General features: G+C 72.3%; 20 protein-coding genes. 12 read left to right on the top strand and 8 right to left on the bottom strand.

The genetic code is table 11. The features are described 5' to 3' along the window. Positions 1-114: 114 nt before the first annotated feature. Positions 115-1881, bottom strand: coding sequence for a discoidin domain-containing protein (locus AB0J74_RS22590; protein WP_363450953.1), 1767 nt, complete (start codon positions 1879-1881; stop codon positions 115-117). Between the two features lie 190 nt (positions 1882-2071). Here AB0J74_RS22590 and AB0J74_RS22585 point away from each other — a divergent pair, with 190 nt between their 5' ends. Then, positions 2072-5155, top strand: coding sequence for a discoidin domain-containing protein (locus AB0J74_RS22585; protein WP_363450951.1), 3084 nt, complete (start codon positions 2072-2074; stop codon positions 5153-5155). On the opposite strand, the gene AB0J74_RS22580 is transcribed toward AB0J74_RS22585, so the two are convergent. Next, the gene (locus tag AB0J74_RS22580; RefSeq protein ID WP_363450949.1) at positions 5152-5523 is read right to left on the bottom strand and encodes a VOC family protein; all 372 of its coding nucleotides are present in this window, start codon (positions 5521-5523) and stop codon (positions 5152-5154) included. The genes AB0J74_RS22585 and AB0J74_RS22580 overlap by 4 nt on opposite strands. Positions 5524-5617: 94 nt before the next feature. On the opposite strand from AB0J74_RS22580, the gene AB0J74_RS22575 reads away from it, so the two are divergent. Continuing rightward, entirely contained in the window at positions 5618-8110 is a 2493-nt protein-coding gene (locus AB0J74_RS22575) for a hypothetical protein (protein ID WP_363450946.1), read from the top strand. 6 nt (positions 8111-8116) lie between these two features. Here the strand turns inward: AB0J74_RS22575 and AB0J74_RS22570 are convergent, their stop codons facing one another. From AB0J74_RS22570 to AB0J74_RS22555, 4 genes are all read right to left on the bottom strand, one after another. Then, complete coding sequence (locus tag AB0J74_RS22570) at positions 8117-8683, bottom strand: septum formation family protein (RefSeq protein WP_363450944.1); 567 nt, start codon at positions 8681-8683, stop codon at positions 8117-8119. 70 nt (positions 8684-8753) lie between these two features. Continuing rightward, positions 8754-9167 carry an ester cyclase gene (locus AB0J74_RS22565; protein WP_363450941.1) on the bottom strand — a complete coding sequence of 138 codons (414 nt, stop codon included), beginning with the start codon at positions 9165-9167 and terminating at the stop codon, positions 8754-8756. 12 nt (positions 9168-9179) lie between these two features. After that, positions 9180-10049: an expansin EXLX1 family cellulose-binding protein gene (locus tag AB0J74_RS22560; protein ID WP_363450938.1), complete on the bottom strand. Its 870-nt coding sequence runs from the start codon at positions 10047-10049 to the stop codon at positions 9180-9182. A 154-nt stretch (positions 10050-10203) separates the two neighbouring features. After that, positions 10204-11739: a DHA2 family efflux MFS transporter permease subunit gene (locus AB0J74_RS22555; RefSeq protein WP_363450936.1), complete on the bottom strand. Its 1536-nt coding sequence runs from the start codon at positions 11737-11739 to the stop codon at positions 10204-10206. A 220-nt stretch (positions 11740-11959) separates the two neighbouring features. On the opposite strand from AB0J74_RS22555, the gene AB0J74_RS22550 reads away from it, so the two are divergent. After that, on the top strand, positions 11960-12331 hold the full coding sequence (locus AB0J74_RS22550) for a hypothetical protein (RefSeq protein WP_363450934.1): 372 nt from the start codon (positions 11960-11962) through the stop codon (positions 12329-12331). A 117-nt stretch (positions 12332-12448) separates the two neighbouring features. Continuing rightward, entirely contained in the window at positions 12449-14068 is a 1620-nt protein-coding gene (locus AB0J74_RS22545) for a caspase family protein (protein ID WP_363450931.1), read from the top strand. Here AB0J74_RS22545 and AB0J74_RS22540 read toward each other — a convergent pair. Continuing rightward, positions 14055-16235, bottom strand: coding sequence for an MMPL family transporter (locus AB0J74_RS22540; protein ID WP_363450929.1), 2181 nt, complete (start codon positions 16233-16235; stop codon positions 14055-14057). The two genes, AB0J74_RS22545 and AB0J74_RS22540, sit on opposite strands and share 14 nt — an antisense overlap. A gap of 182 nt (positions 16236-16417) precedes the next feature. Here AB0J74_RS22540 and AB0J74_RS22535 point away from each other — a divergent pair, with 182 nt between their 5' ends. The 5 genes from AB0J74_RS22535 (at position 16418) to AB0J74_RS22515 (ending at position 20753) form a co-directional block, all read left to right on the top strand. Beyond that, positions 16418-17029 (top strand): DUF998 domain-containing protein, encoded by a 612-nt coding sequence (locus AB0J74_RS22535; RefSeq protein ID WP_363450927.1) that lies wholly within the window; start codon positions 16418-16420, stop codon positions 17027-17029. 71 nt (positions 17030-17100) lie between these two features. Then, positions 17101-18246, top strand: coding sequence for an alpha/beta hydrolase (locus AB0J74_RS22530; RefSeq protein WP_363450925.1), 1146 nt, complete (start codon positions 17101-17103; stop codon positions 18244-18246). After that, positions 18243-19313 (top strand): sensor histidine kinase, encoded by a 1071-nt coding sequence (locus AB0J74_RS22525; RefSeq protein ID WP_363450923.1) that lies wholly within the window; start codon positions 18243-18245, stop codon positions 19311-19313. The genes AB0J74_RS22530 and AB0J74_RS22525 overlap by 4 nt, the downstream gene beginning before the upstream one ends. After that, a complete protein-coding gene (locus AB0J74_RS22520; protein ID WP_363450920.1) occupies positions 19310-19918 on the top strand; it encodes a response regulator transcription factor in 609 nt (202 codons plus the stop codon). The genes AB0J74_RS22525 and AB0J74_RS22520 overlap by 4 nt, the downstream gene beginning before the upstream one ends. Before the next feature lie 43 nt (positions 19919-19961). Then, positions 19962-20753, top strand: coding sequence for an isocitrate lyase/phosphoenolpyruvate mutase family protein (locus AB0J74_RS22515; RefSeq protein WP_363450918.1), 792 nt, complete (start codon positions 19962-19964; stop codon positions 20751-20753). 8 nt (positions 20754-20761) lie between these two features. On the opposite strand, the gene AB0J74_RS22510 is transcribed toward AB0J74_RS22515, so the two are convergent. Then, positions 20762-21331: a GNAT family N-acetyltransferase gene (locus tag AB0J74_RS22510; protein ID WP_363450916.1), complete on the bottom strand. Its 570-nt coding sequence runs from the start codon at positions 21329-21331 to the stop codon at positions 20762-20764. Between the two features lie 177 nt (positions 21332-21508). Between AB0J74_RS22510 and AB0J74_RS22505 the strand changes: the two genes are divergently transcribed. The 3 genes from AB0J74_RS22505 to AB0J74_RS22495 all read left to right on the top strand — a co-directional run bounded on the left by AB0J74_RS22505 (position 21509) and on the right by AB0J74_RS22495 (position 24380). Continuing rightward, a complete protein-coding gene (locus AB0J74_RS22505) occupies positions 21509-21898 on the top strand; it encodes a DUF3040 domain-containing protein (RefSeq protein ID WP_363450914.1) in 390 nt (129 codons plus the stop codon). Between the two features lie 2 nt (positions 21899-21900). Next, complete coding sequence (ligD, locus tag AB0J74_RS22500; protein ID WP_363450912.1) at positions 21901-23496, top strand: non-homologous end-joining DNA ligase; 1596 nt, start codon at positions 21901-21903, stop codon at positions 23494-23496. Between the two features lie 110 nt (positions 23497-23606). Next, positions 23607-24380 carry a D-Ala-D-Ala carboxypeptidase family metallohydrolase gene (locus AB0J74_RS22495; RefSeq protein WP_363450909.1) on the top strand — a complete coding sequence of 258 codons (774 nt, stop codon included), beginning with the start codon at positions 23607-23609 and terminating at the stop codon, positions 24378-24380. Positions 24381-24769: the final 389 nt, after the last annotated feature.

Genomic DNA, 24769 nt, shown 5'->3' with positions numbered 1-24769 from the left:
GTGGCGGGGGGGCGGGTGTCCCCCACGCAGCGCCCGGGCGTCGCCGCGCTCTCCTCCCCCCGCCGCGGGGGGGGGCCCCGGGCCGGGGGCGGCGGGCCCGGGCCCCCCGGACGATCACCAGCCGACGGCCACCAGCAGCCACTGCGGGTTGCCGTGCGAGATGAACGAGGACTGTTCGGCGTAGTCGTCGTAGGGGAATCCGTACGCCTTGCCGCCGATCGCCCGGTCGTGCCAGAACTTGGCGTAGTAGTTGGCCGGCGGGGCCTGGTAGAACAGCGCCGGGTTGGACCACGACGACTGCGCCAGGTGCGCCACGTGCCGGTTGAGCGCGGCACAGCCGCCGGCGTTGTTGGCCAGCGGGCCCGCGCAGCCGAAGATGTCGGACGTCGAGGCCGCCAAGCCGTTCTGCGACGCGTACGCCGTCATGTAGTTCTGGTATTGACCGCCGGCCCGGAACTGCGGCGAGCTGCCGGGCGCCGGGATCCGGTAGGGCGCCTGGATCTCGGCCAGGTGCTTGAACTCGGCCGGCATCGCGTCGGCGAAGCGCTGGAAGGTCACCGCCCGGTCCTCGGCGAACGTCGCCTCGGTCTCACCGACGGCGGCGTCGTAACCGTCGCGGGCGTGCAGCCGCATCGCGAGCTTCACCGCGAAGGCGTCGACCCGGGTGGTGTTGCCGTTGAACACGGCCGGCCCGACGGTGAACTCGATGAAGTCGTTGTACTGGCTGGTCGGCGAACCGAGGTAGAAGTACATCCGGCCGGCGGTGTTGGCCGGCATGTCGAAGTACGGCTGCTCGGCGATCGAGTGCACCTGGCCGTTGTAGCTCCAGTAGACCTGGCTGTCCGGGTAGCGGCCGTTGGTCCGGTTCAGGATCTTGACCATGACCACGTTCTGCGCGGCCGGGATCGACGACGTGTCGCCCCAGAAGCCGCCGGTCGGCGGCGGGTTCGTGGTCGGTGGGGGCGTCGGTCCACCGCCGGTGGTGCGCACGACGAACTCCCACAGCGAGTAGCCGTACGCGGTGGCCCGCGCGGTCCCGTTCATCCGCACGTAGCGGCCCGAGCCGGACACGGCGAGGGTCTGCGTGCCACCCGTGCCGGTGGTGGTCGAGTAGACGGTCGTCCACGGACCGTCCGGCCCCGACGAGACCTGGATCTGGAAGGCCCGGGCGTACGCCGGCTCCCACTGCAGCACCACCTGGCAGAGCGTCTGGGTGCTGCCCAGGTCGACGCGCAGCCACTGCGGATCCGAGAAGGCGCTCGACCACCGGGTCGCGCCGTTGCCGTCGACGGCGGCCGCGGCCGACAGCGTCGCGTTCTCGGCGGACGAGGCGGCGGCGGGCCGGTTGAGGGCGGCGTTGCCGGCGCAGGTGCCGCCGGTGTCGATCAGCCCGTAGACCTGGAACTCCCACAGCGAGTAGCCGTAGGCCGTGCCGCGGGCGGTGCCGTACATCCGCACGTAGCGGCCGGTGCCGGTCACGGTCAGCGTCTGGGTGCCGCCGGCACCCGTGGTGGTCGAGTAGATGGTCGTCCAGGGTCCGCCGGCCGCGCCGGCCACCTGGATCTGGAAGGAGCGCGCGTACGCCGCCTCCCACTGGAGCACGACCTGGCCGACCGAGGTCGTGGCGCCGAGGTCGACCTGGATCCACTGCGGGTCGCCGAACGCGCTCGACCAGCGGGTGCCGGAGTTGCCGTCGACCGCGGCGGACGCCGGCGAAGCGGCGTTCTCGGTCGACGAGGCGGTGGCCGGCTTGCCCTGGGAGACCAGGACGAGGGCGGCGTCGGCGCGCGACCGGGTGGTCACGACGAACAGCGCGGTGATGAGGGTGACCGCGGCGAGCACGGCGAGTGCGGCGCGGCGGCGGGACAGGGCAACAGGCATCGCGACTCCTGCGGGGACGGAAGCAGGTGTGAGAGAGCGCTCTCACGCGGACACGTTCGTCCCGCCGGGCGGGCTTGTCAAGAACCAATTCGACTACGGCGAATATTCGTGCCCTTGACTCCGTGACCGTCGGCGGCGAGGCTGTGGGAGAGCGCTCTCCAAATCGTCCGTCCCCGTATTGGAGTGCCACATGCCCGCACCACCCCGCCGCCGACTGCTCGTCGCCGGCACGATCCTCACGCTGCTCGTCGCCGGCGGCTCCGCCGTGGTCGCCTCGCCCGCCGCCGCCGTCGGCCCGCTGATCTCGCAGGGTAAGACGGCCACCGCCTCCTCGGCGGAGAACGCCGGCACCCCCGCCTCGGCCGCCGTCGACGGCAACGCCGGCACCCGCTGGTCGAGCGCCTTCACCGATCCACAATGGATCCAGGTCGACCTGGGCGGCACCGCCGCGGTCGACCAGGTCGAACTGGTCTGGGAAACCGCCGCCGCGCGGGCGTTCCAGATCCAGGTCGCCGCCGCGGCCGCCGGCCCGTGGACCACGATCTACTCGACCACCACGGGCACCGGCGGCACGCAGACCGTCGCCGTGTCGGGCTCGGGGCGCTACGTCCGGATGTACGGCACCGCCCGGACCACCGGCTACGGCTACTCGCTGTGGGAGTTCCGGGTCTTCGGGACGATCGGCGGCGGCGGTGGCCCGACCGACCCACCGCCACCGACCGGCGCCCCGATCTCGGCGTTCAGGCCGGTCAACGCGTCGTCCTTCGAGGGTGGCAACGCGCCCGGCGCCGCCGTCGACGGCCGCACCACGACCCGCTGGTCGAGCCAGTTCGCCGATCCGCAGTGGATGAGCATCGACTTCGGCGGCGTCGCCACCATCAACCAGGTGGTGCTCAACTGGGAGTCCGCGTACGCCAGCGCCTACCGCCTCGAAACCTCGAACGACGGCACCTCGTGGGCGCCGGTCTACACGACGGCCGCCGGGCGCGGCGGCGTCGAGCGCCTCGCGGTCGCCGGCACCGGGCGCTTCATCCGGATGTACGGGACCGCCCGGGCGACCGGCTACGGCTACTCGCTCTGGGAGTTCCAGGTCTTCGGCACGGTCGACACCAGCGCGAGCACCCCGCCACTGCTGTCCGGCCCGACCCGGCCGCCGGCGACCACCGGCCAGTTCGCGCTGACGGCGCCGGCCGACGCCGCCATGGTCACCACCACCCGACGCCCGACCCTGTCCTGGGCCGGCGTCGGCGGCGCGGTCCGCTACCAGGTCTGGATCAACGTGAGCCGGACCGACTACGACTTCGCCGCCACCGGCAACCTCATCGACCTCTACACCAAGGTGGCCGAGCCGACCGGCACGTCCTACACGCCGAGCTGGGACCTGGCCGACCGGTGGACCTACAAGTGGTACGTGGTGGCGGTGCCCGGCTCGGGCGCGACCAGCACCTCGGCCATCCGCCGGTTCAGCGTCTACGTGCCCACCCTGGAGACCGTCGCCGACGGGATCAACATCGTCGCCGGCGCCCGCGACCTCGACCGCAACGGCTCGATCTCGCCGTTCGAAGACTGGCGGCAGCCGGTCGAGACCCGGGTCAACGACCTGCTGGGCCGGATGACGGCCGAGGAGAAGGCCTACCAGATGTTCTACAACGCGCAGGCGTTCCCGCGCTCCGGCTGGCATTTCGGCCCGGCCGGCGCCCAGGACCTGCACAACACGCTGCTCGCGGCGGCCGGCACGAGGCTGGGCATCCCGTTCGTCTCGGCCGGCGACACGATCCACGGTTACCAGACCACCTACCCGACGCAGAGCGCGCTGGCCGCGGCGCGCGACTACGCGCTGGACTACAAACTCGGCGACATGCAGCGCCGGGAGCAGCTCGAGGTCGGCACCCGCGGGGTGCTCGGTCCGCTGGCCGAGGTCGGCACCAAGGTGCTCTACCCGCGCATCCAGGAGGGCAACGGCGAGAACGCCACCGTCGCCGCCGCGCAGGTGCGGGCGCTGGTGGCCGGGCTGCAGGGTGGCCCCGAGCTCAACCCTCGCTCGGTGCTGGCGACCGTCAAGCACTGGCCCGGTGAGGGCGCCGGCGGCGAGGCGCTGATCGTCTACGACGGGGTCACGATCAAGTACCACATGATCCCGTTCCGGGCCGCGATGGAGGCCGGCGCGGTCAACATCATGCCCGGGTACGCCGGTTCGTCCCTGTTGGACCCCGGTGGCCCCGGTGCGGGCGACAGCGCGCCGATCCTCGCGTACCTCCGGCAGAATCTGGGTTACCAGGGCCTGATCACCACCGACTGGCTGCCCTCGGGCTCGTGGATCGGCGCGGCGAAGGCCGGCTCCGACGTGATGGGCGGCGCCGACCCGGGCGCGGCCGGCTTCACGATCGCGAGCTTCACGGCCGGCGTGCCGGCGGCCCGGATCGACGACGCCGTCCGGCGGGTGCTGCGGATCAAGTTCCAACTCGGCCTCTTCGAGAACCCCTACGGCGATCCGGCCAACGGTCCCTACCGGATGCACACGCCGGCCTACACCGCGCTGGCCAACCAGGCCTCGCGCGAGGCGATGACGCTGCTCAAGAACGACGGTGCGGTGCTGCCCCTGCGGCTTTCGGCGGGTGACACCGTCGTGGTCGCCGGTCCGCGGGCCACCGACACCTCCGCGTGCTGCATCTGGACCAGCTACTTCCACCAGGAGTACGGGTCGCAGACGATGCTCCAGGCCATCCAGGCCCGGGGCGCGCAGGCCGGTGTCAACGTGGTCAGCGGTGACGCCCCGGCCCCCAAGCTGGCGGTCGTCGCGGTCGGCGAGGGCTCCTACACGCACGCCACCCAGTGGGTGAAGGAGCAGCCCTACCTGCCGCCGGACCAGGTGGCGCTGATCCAGAACTTCCGCTCCCGGGGCATCCCGGTGGTGGTCGCCCTGGTCATGCCCCGCCCCTACGTGATCACCGACTGGCACGACCAGGCCAGCGCGATCGTGGTCACCTACCGCGGCGGTGAGGAGATGGGCCCGGCGCTGGCCAGCCTGCTCTTCGGCGACTACGCGCCGACGGGCAAGCTGCCCTGGCAGTTGCCGCGCAGCCTCGGCGACGTGTTGCGGCCGGGCGGCACCGACGTGCCCGCCGACGCGACCGAGGCCTGGGACCTGCCCTACGACCTGGGCGCCACGGCGGCACAGCGGTCGACGTTGCGGGCCCAGATCGACGCCGGCCAGCCGCCGACGCCGACGGGCAACCCCCTCTACCAGTACGGCGCCGGGAGGAGCGGCTTCTAGACCGGCTTCGTCTCGGTGATGGCGAGGTTGTGGCCGTCGGGGTCACGGAAGAAGCTCATCCACAGCTCGCCCTGATCGTCGCGGTGCACCACGTGCGGCTCGTCGAGGAACCGAACCCCCTCCTCGACGAGCCGCTCCCGCTCGGCGGCCAGGTCGTCGACGCTGAAGTAGAGCGTCACCTTGCTGGCGAACGCCTCGGACTCGGGCACACCGAGATAGAGGCGGACGTCGCCGCTCTGGAAGAAGGCCATCGACTGGCCCGGCACGTCGAACAGGAACGGCACGCCGAGCACGTCCCGGTAGAACCGTACCGACCGCTCGAGATCGCTGACACTGACGTGGATCTGCGACACCGCACCGACCGTCATGGTCCCAGCTCACCAGCCAGCACGGGCGGGTGCAAGTCTTGCCGGCAGTGTGCGCGACCGACCACGATGGTGTCTGTCGCGAGCGGAGGCACGGGTGGACGACGAGCTGTTCGACGAGGCCGTGGCGGCCGCACTGAGCCGAACGGAGATCGTGACGGCGCTCGAGCGGCTGTCGCAGGGGCGAACCGACCGCCGGCGCCCGATCACCCAGGCGGTGATCGACCACCTACGAGCCCTCCGGCCCGGCATGGCCACCCTGGCGACAGCGGAGCTGGAGGCCTACGAGAGGGCGGCCGCCCCACCCGTGTCGGAAAGCGTCGTCGTGCTCGGGCTCGACGATGCGCGGGCCGGGCTGCTCGCGGCGCTGGTCGAGCGGGCCGTGCTGCCGGCCATCCGGGAGTGGATCAACGAGGAGTTGGAGCGGGACCGGCGGCGCCGCTACCGGTTGCGGTTCGACACCACCGACACGTCTGGGCTGCGGCAGATGTCGGCGCCGGAGCACGAACTCGCCACCGACGCGTTCACCCGGCTCCGCACGCTGATGGGCGCGACCGGCGGCGGGGCGATCGGCATCTCCGGGCCCCGTGGCGTCGGCAAGTCGACGCTGATCCGATCGGTGTGCGACAACCCCCGCTGGTTCGGCAAGGATCGCCTCTCCTACGGGGTCGCCGTGCCGGCGCCGGTCGAATATGTGCCGCGGGACTTCCTCCTGCACCTGTTCGCCTCGCTCTGTCTGCGCGTCGATCCGAGGGCCCAGGAGTCGATCGAGCCGGCGGGTCCGCCCGCCGTGCCGCCGTTCGTCATCACCTTCGCCGGCGTCTTGACGGCCGTCGCCGGACTCGTGTTGCTGGGAAGCACCTTGACGGCCGCGCAGCCCGCCGCCGTCATGGTCGCCGGTCTCGCGCTCGTCGCCGCCGTCGCCGGCGGTCTGGCGGTGCTACGCCACCGGCTCGCCCGCGTCCACTTCCTGGCCGGCCTTGGCTATGAGCGTGCCGGTGCCGCCGCCCGATCGGTCGAGACCCGGGCCGCCCACGTGGTCACGGTCCTGGCCATCGCGGCCGCCGGCCTCTCCGTGGCCGGCTGGCTCACGGACGCCGTCCCTGGCGTCGACACGTCCCTCGCACTCGGCGCAGTGGCGGTCGCTGCCGTCTTGGCCGTGGCCGTGGTGATACCGGACGCGGGCGCGCTCACCGACGCCGCCGTCGCCGGTGCCGGCTGCAGTGCCGCCCTCCTGGTCGCCACGGCGGTCGTCGAGGGGCCGCCGCCCGCGGACCGGCGGCTGGCGGTGGTGTTGTTCGTGGTCGCGCTCGCCGCCGCGTGGAGTCGTGGGATCGTGCGCCGGCTGGCGCCGCCACCCGCGCAGCGACATGCCCTGCACGCCGGGCTGACCGCCGGGGCCGTCGCCGCGCTCGCCGGTGGGCTCGCCGCGACCGCCGGCGCGGCCTGGAACGTCGCAGTGCGGCCCGGGTACGCGTGGGCAGCGGTGCTGGTCGCGACCAGCTTCGGACTGGCCACGGCATTGCCGGCCGGCGGCCGCGCGACGCCCGTCGGGCCGGCGCGGCCCGAGCCCGGCGGCCCGGCCCGCGAACAGTTGCGTCGCATCCGCTACCAGCAGACCGTGACCACCGGTTGGAGCGACGCCGTCAAGATCGGTGCGGTGCCGAAGACGCCGGTCGCCCTCGAACGGACCGTCACCGGCGGCACCGCGCTCGCCCGCGTGCCGCTCACCTATCCGGAGATCGTCGGAGACTTCCACGCGTACGTCCGTGAGCTGACCCGCTCCGGCGCCGCCGTGGTGATCGGCATCGACGAGCTCGACAAGCTGCAGCCCGAGGCCGCGGTGCGGTTCATGAACGAGGTCAAGGCCGTCATCGAGGCACACGTACCCGGTTGCTATTTCCTGGTGTCCATCTCGGAGGAGGCCCTGGCCGGCTTCGAACAGCGCGGCCTGCCGACCCGCGACGTCTTCGACACGGCCTTCGACGAGATGCTGCGGCTCGATCACCTGCGCTACGAGTCGACGGTGGCGATGCTCGCCAAGCGGGTCATCGACCTGCCGCGGGGCGTCGTGGCCCTGTCGCACGCGCTCGCCGGCGGCCTGCCTCGCGACGTGGTCAGAGCGGTGCGCGCCGCCGACGCCGCCCGCCGGATCCGGCGCGCCGCCGACGACGGCCAGTTGATCTCCGAGGTCGCCCGCCGGGTCTGTGCCGACGAGCTGCGCTCGCGGTTGCACGGCCTACGCACGGAAGCCCGCGCGCTCGGCGACTGGCGGCTGACCATGGCGCTGACCGACTGGGCAAACCAGCGCAGCCTCGACGACCTCACCGACCTGGGCACCCCGCCCAAGGAGATCGACGACACCACCCTGCTGCTCGCCCACGCCACGTCCGTCTACCACCTGGCCACCGTCGCCGCCTTCTTCGCCACCGCGGGCGAGGTCGACCTGGAACGGGTCGAGACCGACGGCATCGACACGCTGGCCCAGGCCCGAGCCGATATGGCGGTCAGCTGGGCACTGGCCTGGCGAGGCGTGTCGGCCTTCCGCGCGGCGTGGGGCATGCCGGTGCTCGACCCGCCGGCCGGCTGACGGCGCTCAGTGCAGCGACCCGCTCCGCAGGGTGGTCCGGTCGCCGGCCAGGCAGGTGGCCTCGCGGTCGCCGGTGGCCCAGGCGAGCCGGTCGGGGAACAGGGAGCTGACCGCTATCGCCGGGTCGTCGGCGACGCCGGGCGCGTAGGCCTCCAGCGCCTCGAAGCACTTCGGCGAGATCTCCGCCTCCAGCTCGGCCGGTTCGGGATAGCTCCGACGGTCGCGCAGCTTCAGCGTCGCGAACACCTCGGCCTCGTGCGGCTGCGCGCAGTCGACGATCACCACGTTGTCGATCTCTTCGGTGGCGTTCACGTTGTTGACGCACTGGCCCGCGCTCAGGTAGAAGCCCAGCCGCTGGCGGTCGTCGACGATCTCGTCCTCACCGTGGACGAACGCGAAACCGCAGCAGAGCAGGCTGATCCCGACGAGCACGCCGAGCGCGATCCGCGCCGAGTTGATCGACGGGCCGGTGACCAGCTCGTCCCCGTCGGTGTCGCCGCCACGGCGCCAGCGGAGAAGACCGCGGCGCGGCGGGGGGTCGGCATCGAACATGCTCGGGCTCGGATCACTCACGAGCGCCGATGTTAGGTGCCGCCGGTGGCTAGTGGATCATCCAAAGAGATCGACAAACGCGGCCCGCGGGTCAGCGGCCGACCGCGCCGAGTTGGGTGAGCAGGCCGAGGTCGTCGGAGATGACCCAGATGTCGCTGACCCGGCCCGCGGTGACGGTGAGGATGTCGATGGTGCGCACCACGACCTCCCGGCCGGTCGCCGCGACCTCGCCGAGCGGCGACGGGTAGGTGCCCACGTGCCGGCCGCGCAGGACGAACCCGACCACGATCGTGTCCGCGGTCTCGACCCGGTGCACGATGTCGGCCCGCAGGCCGGCGAACGCGCCCTGCAGCATGCGGGCGCGCGCGACCAGGTCGGCCACCGCCATCGAGACGCCGTTGACCGTGACCGGGTCGGCGTAGACGGCGGCGAAGTCGGCCAGCGGGTCGGCCCGGTCGGCGACCGGGCGTTCCCAACAGGACAGCAGGTCGTCGAGGAGGGCCATGCCCCGATTGTCTCAGTCGCAGCGGCTGCCGAGGCCGGCGTCGCCACCCGCGGCCGGCAGCGCGACCGCCTCCGGCGATCCGCTGCCGACGACGGCGCTCGCGGAGGGCGTCGGGCGCGCCGACGGGGTCGGGCTCGGTGTCGGCTTCGCCGGGATCTTCTTCTTCTCGGGTACGCCGCCCGCGCCGCCGAGGCGTACACCGGGAGTCTGGGTCCTGCCCGGTGACATCGTGATGCCGGTCGCGGTGACCGACCGGCCGCGCACGTCGGTGACCCGGATGCTGAACGGCCCGGAGCCGATCCCGCTGTCGATCAGCCAGTAGTTGTAGTCCTCGCGGTGCGCGGCGCGGTAACTGCCGCCCGGGCCCTTGGCCTCGACCTTCTTCAGCGCGTTGCCGGTGTTGTCGACCAGGACGGCGAACCAGTACTGTGACGCGCCCTCCTTGATCCGGAACGTCATCGCCGGCGTCTTCGGGCTGGCCACGGTCGTGTAGCTGACCGGGACGATGCCCAGCACCGGGTCGGCGATCCGCTCGAACGCCTCGCGGCTCAGGTCGATGTGCCCGGTCTCGCAGGGTGGGCACTGGTCGACGACCTTGACCCGGACGCTGCCGTCGGGGCCCTTGACGTCGAGATAGCCGCCGCACGCGGCGCCGCTGTCGTATTCGGCCGGCGCGAGCGCGACCCACAGCCCGTCGGCGGGCGGCGTGGGAAAGGAGCAGTTGCCGCCGACGTCGGTGTAGAAGGTGGCCTTTCCGCTGGTTGCGCGCCCGGCCGCGCAGGCGGACCCGGCACCGCGCAGCGCGAACACGCCGATGAGAGCCGCGGCCAGCGCGAGCGCGCCGCCGACCACCCACCAAGGTCGCAGCCATCCAACCGTCACGGCGACCGATCCTGCCGCAATCCGGCGCCGCTGTCAGGTCGGGTTCAGCCGGCCGCCGTCGTCCGGCCGGACCGACCGTGGGGGTCATCCGGCCAACGACAACGGCCGGCCGCACCTTTGCAGGCGGGCCGGCCGGTGGGCCGAACGGTCGGGCTCAGTGCATGCCGACCGCGACCGGCAGCGCGTCGTCCGTCGCGTCCGGGGCCTTCTCGATCCGCTTGCGCGGCAGGAAGAACGCCGGGATCAGGCACAGGGCCAGCAGCACGACGGCGATCGTGTAGGTGTGCGCGAACGCGGCGGCCAGCGACGACTGGCCCTGGTCGAGCACCGCCGGGGCCACCTGGTCGGCCGGCACCTGCCCCTGGGTGACCGCGCTGTAGGCGGTGGCCTCCGGGCTGTCGAGCACCCGGTTGGTCAGGATCACCGACATCACCGCGGTGCCGATCGAGCCGGCGGTCTGCTGGATGATGTTCATCATCGTCGAGCCGCGCGCCACCTGCTGGTGGGTCAGCGACGCGAGCGCCGCCGACATGATCGGCATCATCGTCATACCCATGCCGAGGCCGCTGACGAACAGCGCGCCGAGCAGCAGCACGTAGGACGAGTCGGCGGTGACCTGGGTGAACACCGACATGCCGAGGGCGATCAGGACGATGCCGGGCAGCACCAGCTTGCCCGGGCCGATCCGGTCGGTGAGCCGGCCCGCCATCGGCATGGTCAGCATCGCGCCGAGGCCCTGCGGTGCGATCAGCAGGCCGGCGTGCAGGGTGGTCTCACCGCGTACCTGCAGGAAGTAGCTGGGCAGCAGCAGCATCGCGCCCATGAACGCGACCGTGAAGATGCTCAGGGTCGTCGTCGACACGGTCAGGTGCCGGTTCTTGAACAGCCCCAGGTCGATCAGCGCGTGCTCCTTGCGCAGCGCGTGCAGCACGAACGAGACCAGCAGCACCAGGCCGATTAGCGCCGGGATCAGCACCTTGCCGGCGGCGACGGTGCCCTCACCGGGGATCGAGGAGACGCCGTAGAGGAACAGCGCGAGGCCGGGCGAGAGCAGCAGCATGCCGAGGAAGTCGAACGACTCCGACGGCTGCGGCTTGTCCTTGGGCAGGATCCGCAACGCGAGCACGAACGCGAGGACGCCGATCGGCAGGTTGATCAGGAAGATCCAGTGCCAGCTCTCCGCCTCGATCAGCCAGCCGCCGAGGATCGGGCCGCCGATCGGGCCGAGCAGCATCGGCACACCGAGCACGGCCATCACCCGACCGACCCGGTCGGGGCCGGCGGCGCGGGTCATGATGGTCATGCCCAGCGGCATCAGCATGCCGCCGCCGAGGCCCTGCAGGGCGCGGAAGACGATCAGGGGGCCGATGTCCCAGGCCACGCTGCACAGCACCGAGCCGCCGACGAACAGCGTCAGCGAGAGCAGGTAGAGCCGCTTGGTGCCGAACCGATCGGCGGCCCACCCGGTGATCGGGATGACGGTCGCCAGGGCCAGCGTGTAGGCCGTCATCGTCCAGGCGACGGTCGCGTAGCTGGCGTTGAACTCGCGCTGGAATGTCGGCAGCGCGACGCTCACGACGGTGATGTCGAGAATCGACATGATGGCGCCGAGCACCACCACGCCGGCTACTTTCAGCACACCGCTGTCGAGTTTGTCCGACCCAGCCGCGTTGGCGGCCTGCGTAGTCATGCGCGATCATCCCCCCAGATCGATGCGCCCCAATCGAGGCGAACCGATGGTCCCAGAACCTCCCGCGCGACCCGAAGTGATTTTCACGTTGCGTGGCGGTCCTCACGTTTTGCGCGCCGCTTTGATAGGCAATTGATGGCGTACGTGCGCTTACTCGCCGTCATCAATACGACCGGAGGATGGAGTCCGGGATGTGGCCTTCCACCGCTACGCTGTTGCGGTGACCGACAGTTTGCGGATCCGGCTCGACGTCACCGCCGACGTCGACGACGACGTGCTGGCCCGGATGACCGGCGACCTGCGCGACGAGTTGCTCGACCTCGACGTCGACGCGGTCGACCGCCCCACCGACGGCGACGCGCCCGAAGGCAGCAAGGCCGGCGAACTCCTGGCCGCGGGCGCACTCCTGGTGAGCGTCGCACCCACCATCGTCGAGGGCGTCGTGAATGTCCTGGTGTCGTGGCTGTCCCGCCAGCCGTCCGACGTCACGATCGAGATCGACGGCCAGAAGCTGAGCGGCACCTTCAGTCGCAAGGAACGCGCGGCGCTGGTCGCCACCTACCTTGCGCGGGTCAACAGCGTTCAACCATGACCCTGGGCGGCTCCCCCGCCGCCGACGAGCTCGGGCCGTCTTGACCCGGCCGGGCAACCGCTACCCTGGCCAGGTGGTCGACGACGCCGGATCCGCATGACGGCCGGTCAGCATTGGGTGGCGCCTCCGTTGCCGGCCGGGCCGCGGCGGGCGCTGATCGTCGCCGCCACCGCATACCGTGACGAGGCCCTGCGCCAGTTGCGCTCCCCCGCCCACGACGCGGCCGAGCTGGGAGCCGTTCTCGCCGACGCCGGTGGCTTCGAGGTCCAGGCACTGACCGACGCGAGCGCAGGCGACGTGCGGGGCGCGATCGCCGACTTCACCGCCGCCTGCGGCCGTGACGATCTCGCGCTGGTCTACCTGTCCTGCCATGGGCTGCTCGACAACCGGCGGCGGCTCTGGTTCGCCGCCGCCGACACCGTCAAGGCGAAGATGGTCGCGACGGGGGTCGAGGCGACCTGGTTGATGGACCGGATGGCCGACTGCCGGGCCCGGCAGCAGGTCGTGGTGCTCGACTGCTGCTTCAGCGGCGCGTTCGCGCAGGGTGCCAAGGGCGACGACGACGCCGCTCTCGAATCGCAGCTCAAGGCGCGCGGCACCGTTGTGCTCACGGCATCCGGCGCGACCGAGTACTCGTTCGAGGGCGACCCGCTGACCGACGCGCCGCAGGGGTCGGTCTTCACCGCCGCGTTCGTCGACGGGTTGCGGACCGGGGCCGCCGACACCGACAACGACGGTTTCATCTCGGTCGACGAGGCCTACGCCTACGCGCACGACCGGGTGGTCGCGACCGCCACCGGCCAGACGCCGCAACGCTGGTCGTTCGCCGCCGAAGGTCGCATCATCCTGGCCCGCAACCCGGCCGGCATGCGGGTCACGCCCGCCCGGATCCCGACGGATCTGCGCACCCTGCTCGACCACCCACGGCCGGGCATCCGCGCCGCCGCGCTCGACACGCTCGCCGAGTGGTTGGCCGGCGACGAGCCGGCGCAGATCCTCGCCGCCCGCGCCGAACTGCGCCGGATCGCCACCGAAGACCTCCCCTCCATCGGCGACAAGGCCCGCGCCCTCCTCGGCGAACGGCCTCCCACCGAGGCCGCCGAGCAGACCGCCCACGAGATCGTCGAGGAGGCCCGCCGGGAGGCGAAGCGCATCCACGCCGACGCCGAGCGCCTCGCTGCCGACGCCCAGGAGCGTGCCGAGGTCGCGGCGGTTCTCCTCGACCAGGCCCAGGCCGAAGCCGCCGCCCTCGTCGAAGAAGCGCGGCGCAAGGCCGACGAGATCCGCGCGGCCGCGCCGGGGGGCCGGCAGGATCTCGCCGGCATCCGGCTGCTCTGGGTCGACGACAACCCGGGCAGCAACGAGCACCTCGCGCGGAACTTCACCGCGCGCGGGGCGGTCGTCTACCCGGCCATGACCACCAACCAGGCGGTCCAGTTCCTCGGCCAGATGGGGTTCGACGCGCTCATCTCCGACATCAGCCGCGACGGGCGGGAGGTCGGCTTCGACGACCTCACCCGCTTGCGGGCCGCCGGCTACGCCGGGCCGGCGGTCTTCTTCACCGCCCGCACCACGCCCGAGTTGCGCAACCGGGCCAAGAAGTCGGACGCCGAGGGCATCGTCTCCTCCGCCGACGAACTCAGCGACTGGCTGCGGAAGGTCCGGGCCACGGCCGCACCGCGCGAACCACAGAGCGGCTTCTTCGCCCGGATGCGCGAGGCGTTCAACGACTCGTGAGCTCGGCCAGGTCGGGCTCGGGGGCGGTCGCGTCGAGGTGCCGGCGCAACTTCGCGCCCTCCAGGTCCACGTCGGGCAGGATCCGGTCGAGCCAGCGCGGCAACCACCACGCGGACCGGCCCAACAGCGACATCACCGCGGGTACGAGCGTCAGGCGCACCACGAACGCGTCGATCGCGACGCCCACCGCCAGCGCGAAGCCCATCGACTTGATCACCGGATCGTCGAGCAGGATGAAGCCGGCGAACACGGCCGTCATGATCAACGCGGCCGCCGTCACCACGCGCGCGCCGTGGCCCATGCCGTTGACCGTCGCGCGCACCGGCGTGTCGCCGTGCACGAAGTCCTCGCGCATCCGCGACACGAGGAACACCTCGTAGTCCATGGCCAGCCCGAACAGGATGCCGATCAACAGGATCGGCAGGAAGCTGACCAGCGGCCCAGCGGTGTCGAGCCCGACCAGCCCGGCCAGGTGCCCCGCCTGGAACACCAGCGTCGTCAGGCCGAAGGTGGCGCCGACCGTGAGCAGGAAGCCCACCGCCGCCTTGATCGGCACCAGCACCGACCGGAACACCACCGCCAGCAGCAGTACCGACAAGCCGACGACCAGCAGCAGGTACGTCGGCAGCGCGCGGGACAGCTTCGCCGACACGTCGATGCCCACCGCGGTCTGCCCGGTCAGCGCGATGTCGGCGCCCTGGACCCCGTGCGCCCGGGCGCGGATGTCGTGCACCAGCGTCTCGGTCGCCGGGTCGGTGGGCGCCGTCTTCGGCACCACGCCGACCACGGCCGTCCGCCCGTCCTGGCTCAGGTTCGGCGGCGTGACGGCCAGCAGGTTCTCCGTACCCTGGAGGCGACCGGACACGTCGGCCACCGCGGCGGTCGTGTCGGCGGCGGTGTCGCCGCTGACGACCAGCGCGAGCCGGCCGGTGAAACCGGGCCCGAAGCCCTCGGTGATCAGGTCGTTGGCCGCCCGCGTCTGACTGCCCACCGGGGCGGTGCTCGCGTCGGGCAGGGCGAGCCGCATGGTCGTGGCCGGCAGGGCCAGCGCGCCCAGGCCGAGCACACCGATGATCAGCAGCGGCACCCGCAGCCGGATCACCTGGCGGGCCCAGCGGAAACCGCCGGGCTCGCGGGTCACCACCCGGTCGAGCGTGACCGCCTTGCGGGGCAGCACCCGCCGGCCGGCGAAGCCGAGCAGCGCCGGCAGCAGGGTGACCGCGACCAGCACGGCGACGGCGACGGTGCCGGCGGCGGCCAGGCCCATCACGGTGAGGAACGGGATGCCGACCAGGGCCAGGCCGGCCAGCGCGATGACGACCGTGCCGCCGGCGAAGAGCACGGCCGAGCCCGCGGTGCCCAGTGCCCGCCCGGCCGCGTCCGGCGGCGACACCCCGCCGCGCACGTGCTGCCGGTAGCGGGACGTGATGAACAGCGAATAGTCGATGCCGACGGCCAATCCCAGCATCAGTGCCAGGATCGGTGCGGTGCTGGTCAGCCCGACGACACCGCTGAGCGCGAACAGCCCGGCCATCCCGGCGCCGACGCCGATCAGCGCGGTCAGCATGGTCATGCCTGCGGCGACCAGCGAGCCGAGCGTGACCACCAGGACGACCAGGGCGATCAGCACGCCGATGCCCTCGGTGCCGCCGATCTCCGGCTCGTTGTGCATCACCTCGCCGCCGTGCTCGACCCGCAACCCGGCCTGCTCGGCGGCGGTGCCGGTGTGCGCGTACGCGTCGCGTTGCACGTCGGTGACCGCGTCGTCCTGGCCGAGGAACTGCACCTGGATCAGGGCGAGCCGGCCGTCCGGCGAGATCGCCTTGGCGGCGAAGGGGTCGAGGGCGCCGGCGACGCCGGGCAGCGTGCCGGCCTCCCGCACGACGGCGGCGACGGCGGCGTGTGCGGCCGGGTCAGCCAGCGTCCGGCCGGGCGGTGCGGCGATCACGATCGTGCCGGTCGTGCCGCTGGCCGCCGGGAACTCCCGGGCCAGGGCGTCGATCGCCCGCTGGGACTCGGTGCCCGGCATGGTGAAATCGCTGGAGGTGGGCTTCATGAACGCGGCCGCGGCCGCGCCGAGGGCGACGAGCACGACCAGCCAGAGGGCGACGACCAGCCGGCGGCGCCGGAACGAGGCGCGGCCGAGGCGGTAGAGAAGTGTTGCCATGTCTCCCTCGTCTGGGGGATGGAGCGAGGTGGCCTGACCCTGCCCGACCAAGCTGATTATTGATTCCCAGCTTGCCGGGGATGTGAGGAACGTCCCAATTGGTCGATCGGTGGTGATCATCCGACTCGCCTGATGTCCCCCAGGAAAGCCGCGAATCGTGCCAAACTATCGCGGTGCGCCCGGTGCCCGGGTGGGCCGTGATCACGGCGATCCTGGCCCCGGTCTTCCTGCTTGGTGGTCTCGTGCTGGCCACCGCCCGCCAGTCCGCCAGCTACAGCTCGACCCGCGACACGATCAGCTCGCTCAGCGGGTTCGGCGCGACCAACCGCTGGATCATGGTGCTCGGCTTCATCGGCCTCGGCCTGTCCTTCGTCGGCACCGGCATCGGGCTGCGGCCGGCCGAGACGCCGGGGCGGGTTGCGATGGTCTTCGGCGGGTCGGTCACCGTGCTCTCCGCGCTCTTCCCGCAACCGGCGAACGGCACGTCGGCGATGCACGGCCTGGTGGCCGGCGCGGGCTTCGTCGCGCTCGCCGTCTGGCCGGCCTTCGCGTTCCGGCTGGACGCGGGCGCGCCCTGGTCGCTGCGACCCACCGCCTCGCTGCTGGCGACCGGGTTCATGATCGGCCTGCTGTTCTGGTTCGCGGCCGAACTGTTCAACCGCGGCGACCGGATCGGCCTGACCGAGCGGTTCCTGGCCTGCGCCGAGTCGATCTGGCCGCTCGTCGTCGTGCTCAACGCCCGGCAACCGGCACCGCCGGTCGCCGACGTCGTCGTTCCCGAGGAGCCGCGGTAGGACATTCGTCCTGCCGAACCCGGGACATCGCCATCTGCCGGCGGCGCGGCGGTTCTCCGTACCTTCAGGTCATGGTCATGAATGTCCCGCTCGGCTATCTCGTCGGAATCGCCGTCCTGGGCGTGGGCGTGCTCTTCGCGCTCGCCCCGCCGCGCCGGCCCCGCCCGCTGCGCGACGCCGGCTTCTTCTTCGGCCTGGTCGTCAACGAGCTGCCGTTCCTGTTCGCGTACCTGCTGATCGCGTCGTCGTTCCTCGCTCTTGTCCAGGGCGACCTGGCCCATCCGGGCGGCTGGCTCGCGGCGGCGCTGGCCGTGCTGGTCCTGGCCGGGCTCGGCGTGCTCGTCGCCCGCGCCACCACCACGCCGGGCGTGGTCGACGCCGCGCTCGAACAGGCGATCGGCGTGCGGCCCCGGCACCGCAACCGGCTCGCCCGGATCCTGCTCGCGCCGCTGCCCGGCAACCGCGCGATCGAGCGGATCGGCAACCTGCGCTACGGCGACGACCCCCGCAACCGGCTCGACGTCTACCGGCACCGGTCCCGGCCGGCCGGCGGGCCGGTGCTGGTCTACCTGCACGGCGGCGGCTACTACAGCGGCAGCAAGCGGCGCGAGGGCCGGCCGCTGCTGCACCGGCTGGCCGGTCAGGGCTGGGTGTGCATCAGCGCCGACTACCGGCTGCGGCCGTCGGCGACCTGGCCGGACCACCTGGTCGACGCGAAGAAGGTCGTCGCCTGGGCCCGGGAGCACGCGGCCGGGTACGGCGCCGACCCGAGCCAGATCTTCATGGCCGGCAGCTCGGCGGGCGGCCACCTGTCGGCGATCTGCGCGCTGACGCCGAACGCGCCGGAGTTCCAGCCGGGCTTCGAATCGGCGGACACCACGATCGCCGCGGCGATCCCGTTCTACGGCTGGTACGGCGGCTACTACGACGACCCGGCCATCATGTCGGCGCCGATGGACTACGCCACCGCGGACGCGCCGCCGTTCTTCGTGATCCACGGCGAGCGGGACTCGATCGTTCCGGTGGGCAACGGCCGCGAGTTCGTCGCGGGGCTCCGCTCGGTGTCGGCCAACCCGGTCGCCTACGCCGAACTGCCCGGCGCCCAGCACGTGTTCGACATGTTCCACTCGCTGCGCGGCGAGGCCGTGATCGACGCCGTCGAGGCGTTCACCACCTGGGTCCGCTCACAGCGGCCCACGCCTACGATGACGCGATGACGGTCGAGCGGGAGCCAACGCTGGACTGGCTCGCCCGCCATCCCGGGCCCTGGTTCGGCCTGATCTGGGCACCGGTGCTGCTCGTCGCCCCGCTGGTCGACGCGCTCACCGGCGCCCAGCCGGGCCGGGCCGGTTACCTGGTCGCGCTCGGGGTCGCGGCCACCCTGACCGTGCTGCGCGGCGGCGAGTGGCCGTTCGCCCTCTTCACCGCGCTGTGCACGGGCTACCTGGTCATCTGGCGCACCGACCGGGAGTTCCTCTTTCCCCTGCTGGCCATCGCCGCCGCCCTGGCCGTCCGCCAGCGCTGGGCGCTCGGTGTGGTCACCGGGCTCACCTTCAGCGGCGCGATCGCCGCCGGCGTCGAGAACCGGTCCCTGGACACGGCGCTCTTCCTCGCCTTCGCCACCTTCATCGCCGGCGTAGCCACCTTCCTGATCCGCTACCTGGTCGGCGTCGTCGCCGAGCTGACCGCGACCCGGGAACGGCTCGCGCTGGCCGCCGTCGCGGACGAGCGGCTGCGCTTCTCCCGCGACCTGCACGACCTGCTCGGCCACACCCTGTCGGTGATCGTGGTCAAGACACAGGCGGTGCGCCGGCTGGTCGACCGCGATCCGGCGGCCGCCGCCGAGCACGCCCGCGACGTCGAGGCGATCGGGCGGCAGGCGCTGACCGAGGTACGCGAGACGGTCAGCGGCTACCGCGCGGTCAGCCTGGGCGAGGAACTGGCCAACGCCCGCGCCGCGCTCGCGGCCGGCAACGTGGTGGCCGACGTGACGCCCGCACCGCCCGACCTCGGCGGCCAGGTCGACGCGCTGCTCGGCTGGGTGGTCCGGGAGGGCACCACCAACGTGCTGCGGCACGCGTCGGCGAGCACCTGCCGCATCGCGGTGTCGCGCGACGACGAGACGGCCCGGGTGGAGATCGTCGACGACGGGCTGGGCGGCCCGGTCGGCTCCGGCAGCGGGCTCCGCGGGTTGCGGGAACGGCTGGAAGCGGCGGGCGGTTCACTCACCGCGTCGCCGACCCCGGCCGGCTTCCGGCTGGCCGCCGAGGTGCCGTCGCCGTGACCATCCGCATCCTGATCGCCGAGGACCAGGGCATGATGCGCTCGGCCCTGGCGACCCTGCTCGACCTGGAAGACGACCTGACGGTGGTGGCGACCGTCGCCCGGGGCGACGAGGTCGTCGCGCGGGTCGTCGAGAGCGCGCCCGACGTGGTGCTGCTCGACATCGAACTGCCCGGGCGCAGCGGCCTCGACCTGGTGCCGTCGGTGATCGCGGCCCGGCCCGGCTGCCACGTGCTCATGGTGACCACCTTCGCCCGCCCCGGCTACCTGCGCCGGGCCCTGGAGTCCGGCGCCCGGGCCTTCCTGGTGAAGGACGACCCGGTGGAGGACCTCGCGGCCGCGATCCGCCGGGTGCTGGCCGGGGAGATCGTCGTCAACCCGGCGCTGGCCGCGCAGGCGTTGACCGCGGCACCCAACCCGCTCACCGAGCGCGAGCGCGAGGTGCTGGCCGCGTCGGCCGGCGGCGTGACGATCGCCGACATCGCGGCCCGGCTGCACCTGTCGACCAGCACGGTCCGCAACTACCTGTCGACGACGATCGGCAAGACCGGCGCCCGCAACCGCGGCGAGGCGTTGACCCGGGCCCGGGAGCGTGGCTGGCTCTGAATGCCGCCGCGTTACCCGGCGCGGCCCGGTAGCGTCAGGCGACATGACGTTCCGTGAGCTGCACGACGGCGCGCTCCCCCTGCTGCTGCCCAACGCCTGGGACGTCGCCTCGGCGCTCGCGTTCGTCGAGGCGGGCTTCCCCGCGATCGGCACGACCAGCTTCGGCGTGGCGGCGGCCGGCGGCGTACCCGACGGCCGCGGCGGCACCCGTGCGGCGTCGCGGGCGCTGGCCCACGCGCTGGCCCCGCTGCCGGTGTTCGTCTCGGTCGACGTCGAAGACGGCTATTCCGACAACCCCGACGAGGTCGCGTCCTTCGTGGCCGGCCTGGGCGTGGCCGGCATCAACGTGGAGGACAGCACGGCCGGCCGCCTGGTCACCCCGGCGGCACACGCCGCCAAGATCACGGCGATCAAGGCCCGCAATCCCGACGTGTACGTCAACGCCCGCACCGACACCTACTGGCTGGGCCAGGACGCCACCCTGTCGGCGACGCTGGAGCGGGCCGCGACCTATGTGGAGGCCGGCGCCGACGGCGTGTTCGTCCCGGGTGTGACCGCCCCGGCCGAGCTGCGCGACCTCGCGGTCAACCTGCCGGTCCCGGTCAACGTGCTGGTGATTCCCGAGCTGACGCTGGCCCACCTGGCCGACCTCGGTGTCCGCCGGGTCAGCACCGGTTCGCTCCCCTATCGGGCCGCCCTCGACGCGGCGGTCGCGGTGGCGACGTCGGTCCGCGACGGCGGTCCACCACCGGCCGCCACGCCTTATCAGGTCGTGCAGGAGCGCCTGGTCCGCTACGCCCGCGACCGGTCCGCCGACACCCGCGCCGACGGGTAGTCGCCTCGTCAGTCGGCGGCCAGGCGGGCGTGCAGGTGCATGTCGTGCCAGCCGTCGGCGTGTTTGGCCTCGCCGCGCTTGGTGCCCTCCAGGGCGAACCCGGCCCGCTCGGCCACGGCGCACGAGGCCGGGTTGGCGGTCGAGTGGGCGACCTCGATGCGGTGCAGCCCGAGCGTCCCGAACGACCAGCCGGTCAGCGCGCCCAACGCCCGCCAGGCCAAACCCGCGCCCCGGGCGTCGGGCAGCACCCAGTAGGACACCTCGGCCAGCCCGTCGGCCAGGTCGATCCGGCGCAGGCTGATCTGCCCGGCGACCGCACCGGCGCGCTCGATCGCCCAACCGGCGCCGCTCTCACCGCACCATCGCCCGGACCAACTGGCGATCCAGGCGTCGGCTTCGAGCGGAGTCATCGACCGGCAGTGCCAGCGCTGGATGGCCGGGTCGGCGTAGGCGGCGAGGACCACCTCGCGGTCGTCGGCCCGCCAGGGCCGCAGCCGAAGCTCACCGGCGTCGATCTCGGGCTGCGCGGTATCGGCCATGGCGCCGGCCGGCACCGCGGGAGTAGCGAGGGAAGGCACCCCGCGACCTTATCCGCGCGGTTCAGCGGCCCGGCGGGGGCGATCGTGGCCGCCGGGAACACGCCACCGCGCGTGCCCCTCGGCCGGCACCTGCTCGCCGCAGCCACCCACCGCATCGCGGGGGCTAGCCGCCTTTCCACGCGGCTATCGCCATGCCGTGTTCCCAAGGCCCGCGGCATGGCGATGATCAGCCCAAGCCAGTTGCCGATCTGGCGGAATGAAGGTGGCCGGGGCTGGGTATGGGCGGGTTTACGGCACGACGAGACGGTGTGTACGGAGGCGATGGCCGTGCTCAGTCAGAGCGACCGGCAGCGCTTGGCCGAGATCGAACGCCACCTGGCGTCGGAGGATCCGCGCTTCGCCAGGCGAATGCGCTCGCGGCGGCCGCAATGGTCGAAGCTGCTCGCGCCCATCCTGATCCTCGTCGCGGTGCTGGCGCTGACGCCGCTGCTGTTGATCCTGTGGAACCGGCCGGGCGTCGCGGCGCTCGGGATCTGCGCGGCGCTCGCCGCGATGACCTGGGTGATCGGGCGCAACGCGGGCCCGCGCTGGCGACGACGGCTCTAGCCGTGGCGACCTCCCGGGAGAAGCTGGGCACCTACCAGCGCAAGCGCGACTTCGCCAAGACCCCCGAACCGTCCGGCGCGACGAAAACGGCCAAAAGCCGGCGCCGGACCAAGGAACTGCGTTTCGTCGTGCAGCGGCACCGCGCCCGAAACCTGCACTACGACGTGCGGCTCGAGGTGGGCGGGGTGCTGGTGAGCTGGGCGGTGCCAAAGGGCCCGACCCAGGCGCCGGGCGTGCGGCGCGGCGCCTACCACGTCGAAGATCATCCGATGGAGTACGTCGACTTCGAGGGCGTCATCCCGTCCGGCGAGTACGGCGGCGGGGACGTGATCGTCTGGGACACCGGGACCTGGGAGCCGCAGGAGACCGACGACCCGGCCAAGGCCATAGCCGACGGTGAGTTGCATGCCGACCTGCACGGCGAGAAGCTGCGCGGCCGGTTCGTGTTCGTCCGCACCCGCGCCGACGACTGGATCCTGCTGCACAAGCGCGACGAGTTCGCCCAAGCCGGTTGGGATCCGGAGGAGCATCCGCGTTCGGTGCTCTCGGGGCGTACCAACGACGAGGTCAAAGCCGACCCCGAGCGCTTGTGGCGGTCGGACCTGCCGGCCGCGCGCGCCAGCATGCCGATCAAGTCGAATGCCGCGACAGACGCGGACCCGGACGAGATCGCGGCGCTGGACAAGCTCAAGACCCAGGGCACCTGGCACGTCTTCGGCCGCGACCTGAAGGTGACCAACCTCGACAAGGTGCTCTTCCCGGGCAGCGGCCGGCGCAAGCCGGTCACCAAGCGCGACTTCCTGCGCTACACCGCGAAGATCGCGCCGACCGTGCTGCCCTACCTCACCCGGCGGCCGCTCAACCTGCACCGCTATCCCGACGGCGCCGGCACGAAGGGTTTCTGGCAGAAGGAACGGCCGTCGCACGCGCCGGAGTGGCTCGGGCAATGGGACAACCCGGACGCCAACCCGGGCGAGACGGTGACCTACATGGTGGCCGACGAACCGGCCGCGCTGATCTGGGCCGCCAACTTCGGCGCCCTGGAGTGGCACGCCTGGACCTCGCAGGTCGACAAGCCCGACCGCCCGACGTACGCCCTGATCGATCTCGATCCCGGCACCTCGACCAAGTGGGCCGACCTGGTGATGCTCGCGCGGCTGCACCGCGACGCGCTCGACCATCTCGGGCTGCTGTCGCGGGCCAAGCTCACCGGGCGGCGCGGCATCCAGATCTGGATCCCGATCGCCCGGCGGCCGTCGTACGCGACGGTGCGCGCCTGGGTCGAGAAGCTGTCCCGGTCGGTCGGCGAGGTGGCGCCGGAGCTGGTCAGCTGGAAGTGGCAGAAGGACGAGCGCGAAGGCCTGGCCCGGCTCGACTACACGCAGAACGCGGTCAACAAGACGCTCGTCGCGCCCTACAGCCCGCGGGCGGCGGCCAACGGCCCGGTCTCGGCGCCGATCCACTGGGACGAACTGGACGACCCGAAGCTCAAGCCCGACAAATTCACCATGCGTACGATCCTCGAGCGCCTGGCTTCGGAAGGCGACCTGTTCCGCGACGTGCTGACCGCACGGCAGAAGCTGCCGCCCCTGAAGTGATGAAGCTTTCCTCCGGGCGCCGTCTCTTCACCGGCGATTATTGACGAGTTCAGCTTTCATAGAGATACTCCCATCCGTCAATGTTTGCCGACTTGACGGGAGGCGCTCGCATGCGCCGTATCCTCGCCCGGGCCATCGCCGCCGCTTCGCTGCTCCTCGCGTCGACGGCGGTCGCCCTGGTCACCACCGCCGGCGCCGCACAGGCCGACGGTTGCTACACCTGGGGCCGGACCCTTTCCCAGGGAATGTCCGGCGAAGACGTACGCCAGTTGCAGATCCGGGTCGCCGGCTATCCCGGCACCGGCGCCGTGCTCGGCATCGACGGCGCCTTCGGCCCGGCCACCCGCTCGGCGGTGATCCGCTTCCAGCAGGCCTACGGCCTGGCGGCGGACGGCATCGCCGGCCCGAACACGTTCAACCGCATCTACGCGCTGCAGGACGACGACTGCACACCGGTCAACTTCTCCTACGCCGAACTCAACAACTGCAACACCACCTGGGCCGGCGGCAACGTCTCGGCCGCCACCGCCCGAGCCAACGCACTGGTCTCGATGTGGAAACTCCAGGCCATGCGGCACGCCCTGGGCGACCAGCAGATCCGCGTCACCAGCGGCTTCCGCAGCCAGGCCTGCAACGCCGCGGTGGGTGGCGCGACGAGCAGCCGCCATCTCTACGGTGACGCGGTCGACCTGGGTGCCGGACCGCTCTCGCTGTGCACGTTCGCACAGGCGGCCCGCAACCACGGGTTCGCCGGCATCCTCGGACCCGGCTACCCGGACCACAACGACCACACCCACGTGGACGGCCGCCCCAGTCGCTTCTGGTCGGCCCCGAACTGCGGTGTGGGTGGGCGCAGCATGCGCGACCCGCTCGACGACAACTAACCCGCCCCCGGGGGCGCCCCACCCGGGGTGCCCCCGATCGGCGTCTTGGGTCGTCTCCACAGTGGTCACACCGCGTAACGCATCCTAGGATGGCGGCTGGTCCCTTAGATGCCGGCTGGCGATGGCAATGGTCTGTGTGGGATCAGCTCGGATTTTGGGCGCGCAGCATGCGAGCCCAAACCCGGACGGATGCGGTCAGCGACCGCGGCCGCAAGCCCCCCAAGCCGGTAGCCCCGCGGGCCGCAGCTCGCTAGCCAACACCGGCAGCCCGGCAGGCCGCAAGCTCGCTAGCCAACACCGGCAGCCCGGCAGGCCGCAAGCTCGCTAGCCAACACCGGCAGCCCGGCAGGCCGCAAGCTCGCTAGCCAACACCGGCAGCCCGGCAGGCC

Source organism: Asanoa sp. NPDC049573 (assembly GCF_040676615.1).
Lineage (GTDB): Bacteria > Actinomycetota > Actinomycetes > Mycobacteriales > Micromonosporaceae > Asanoa.
The sequence above is the reverse complement of the archived record's forward strand: the minus strand, read 5'-3'. Positions and strand labels throughout refer to the sequence as shown.

Excerpts from the sequence above, each read along its gene's own strand:
- AB0J74_RS22525 (WP_363450923.1), top strand. The coding sequence starts at position 18,243 with ATGACGGTCGAGCGGGAGCCAACGCTGGACTGGCTCGCCCGCCATCCC.
- AB0J74_RS22565 (WP_363450941.1), bottom strand. The coding sequence starts at position 9,167 with ATGGCCCTCCTCGACGACCTGCTGTCCTGTTGGGAACGCCCGGTCGCC.
- AB0J74_RS22590 (WP_363450953.1), bottom strand. The coding sequence starts at position 1,881 with ATGCCTGTTGCCCTGTCCCGCCGCCGCGCCGCACTCGCCGTGCTCGCC.
- AB0J74_RS22540 (WP_363450929.1), bottom strand. The coding sequence starts at position 16,235 with ATGGCAACACTTCTCTACCGCCTCGGCCGCGCCTCGTTCCGGCGCCGC.
- AB0J74_RS22585 (WP_363450951.1), top strand. The coding sequence starts at position 2,072 with ATGCCCGCACCACCCCGCCGCCGACTGCTCGTCGCCGGCACGATCCTC.
- AB0J74_RS22495 (WP_363450909.1), top strand. The coding sequence starts at position 23,607 with ATGCGCCGTATCCTCGCCCGGGCCATCGCCGCCGCTTCGCTGCTCCTC.
- AB0J74_RS22530 (WP_363450925.1), top strand. The coding sequence starts at position 17,101 with ATGGTCATGAATGTCCCGCTCGGCTATCTCGTCGGAATCGCCGTCCTG.
- AB0J74_RS22555 (WP_363450936.1), bottom strand. The coding sequence starts at position 11,739 with ATGACTACGCAGGCCGCCAACGCGGCTGGGTCGGACAAACTCGACAGC.
- AB0J74_RS22515 (WP_363450918.1), top strand. The coding sequence starts at position 19,962 with ATGACGTTCCGTGAGCTGCACGACGGCGCGCTCCCCCTGCTGCTGCCC.
- AB0J74_RS22505 (WP_363450914.1), top strand. The coding sequence starts at position 21,509 with ATGGCGATGATCAGCCCAAGCCAGTTGCCGATCTGGCGGAATGAAGGT.
- AB0J74_RS22580 (WP_363450949.1), bottom strand. The coding sequence starts at position 5,523 with ATGACGGTCGGTGCGGTGTCGCAGATCCACGTCAGTGTCAGCGATCTC.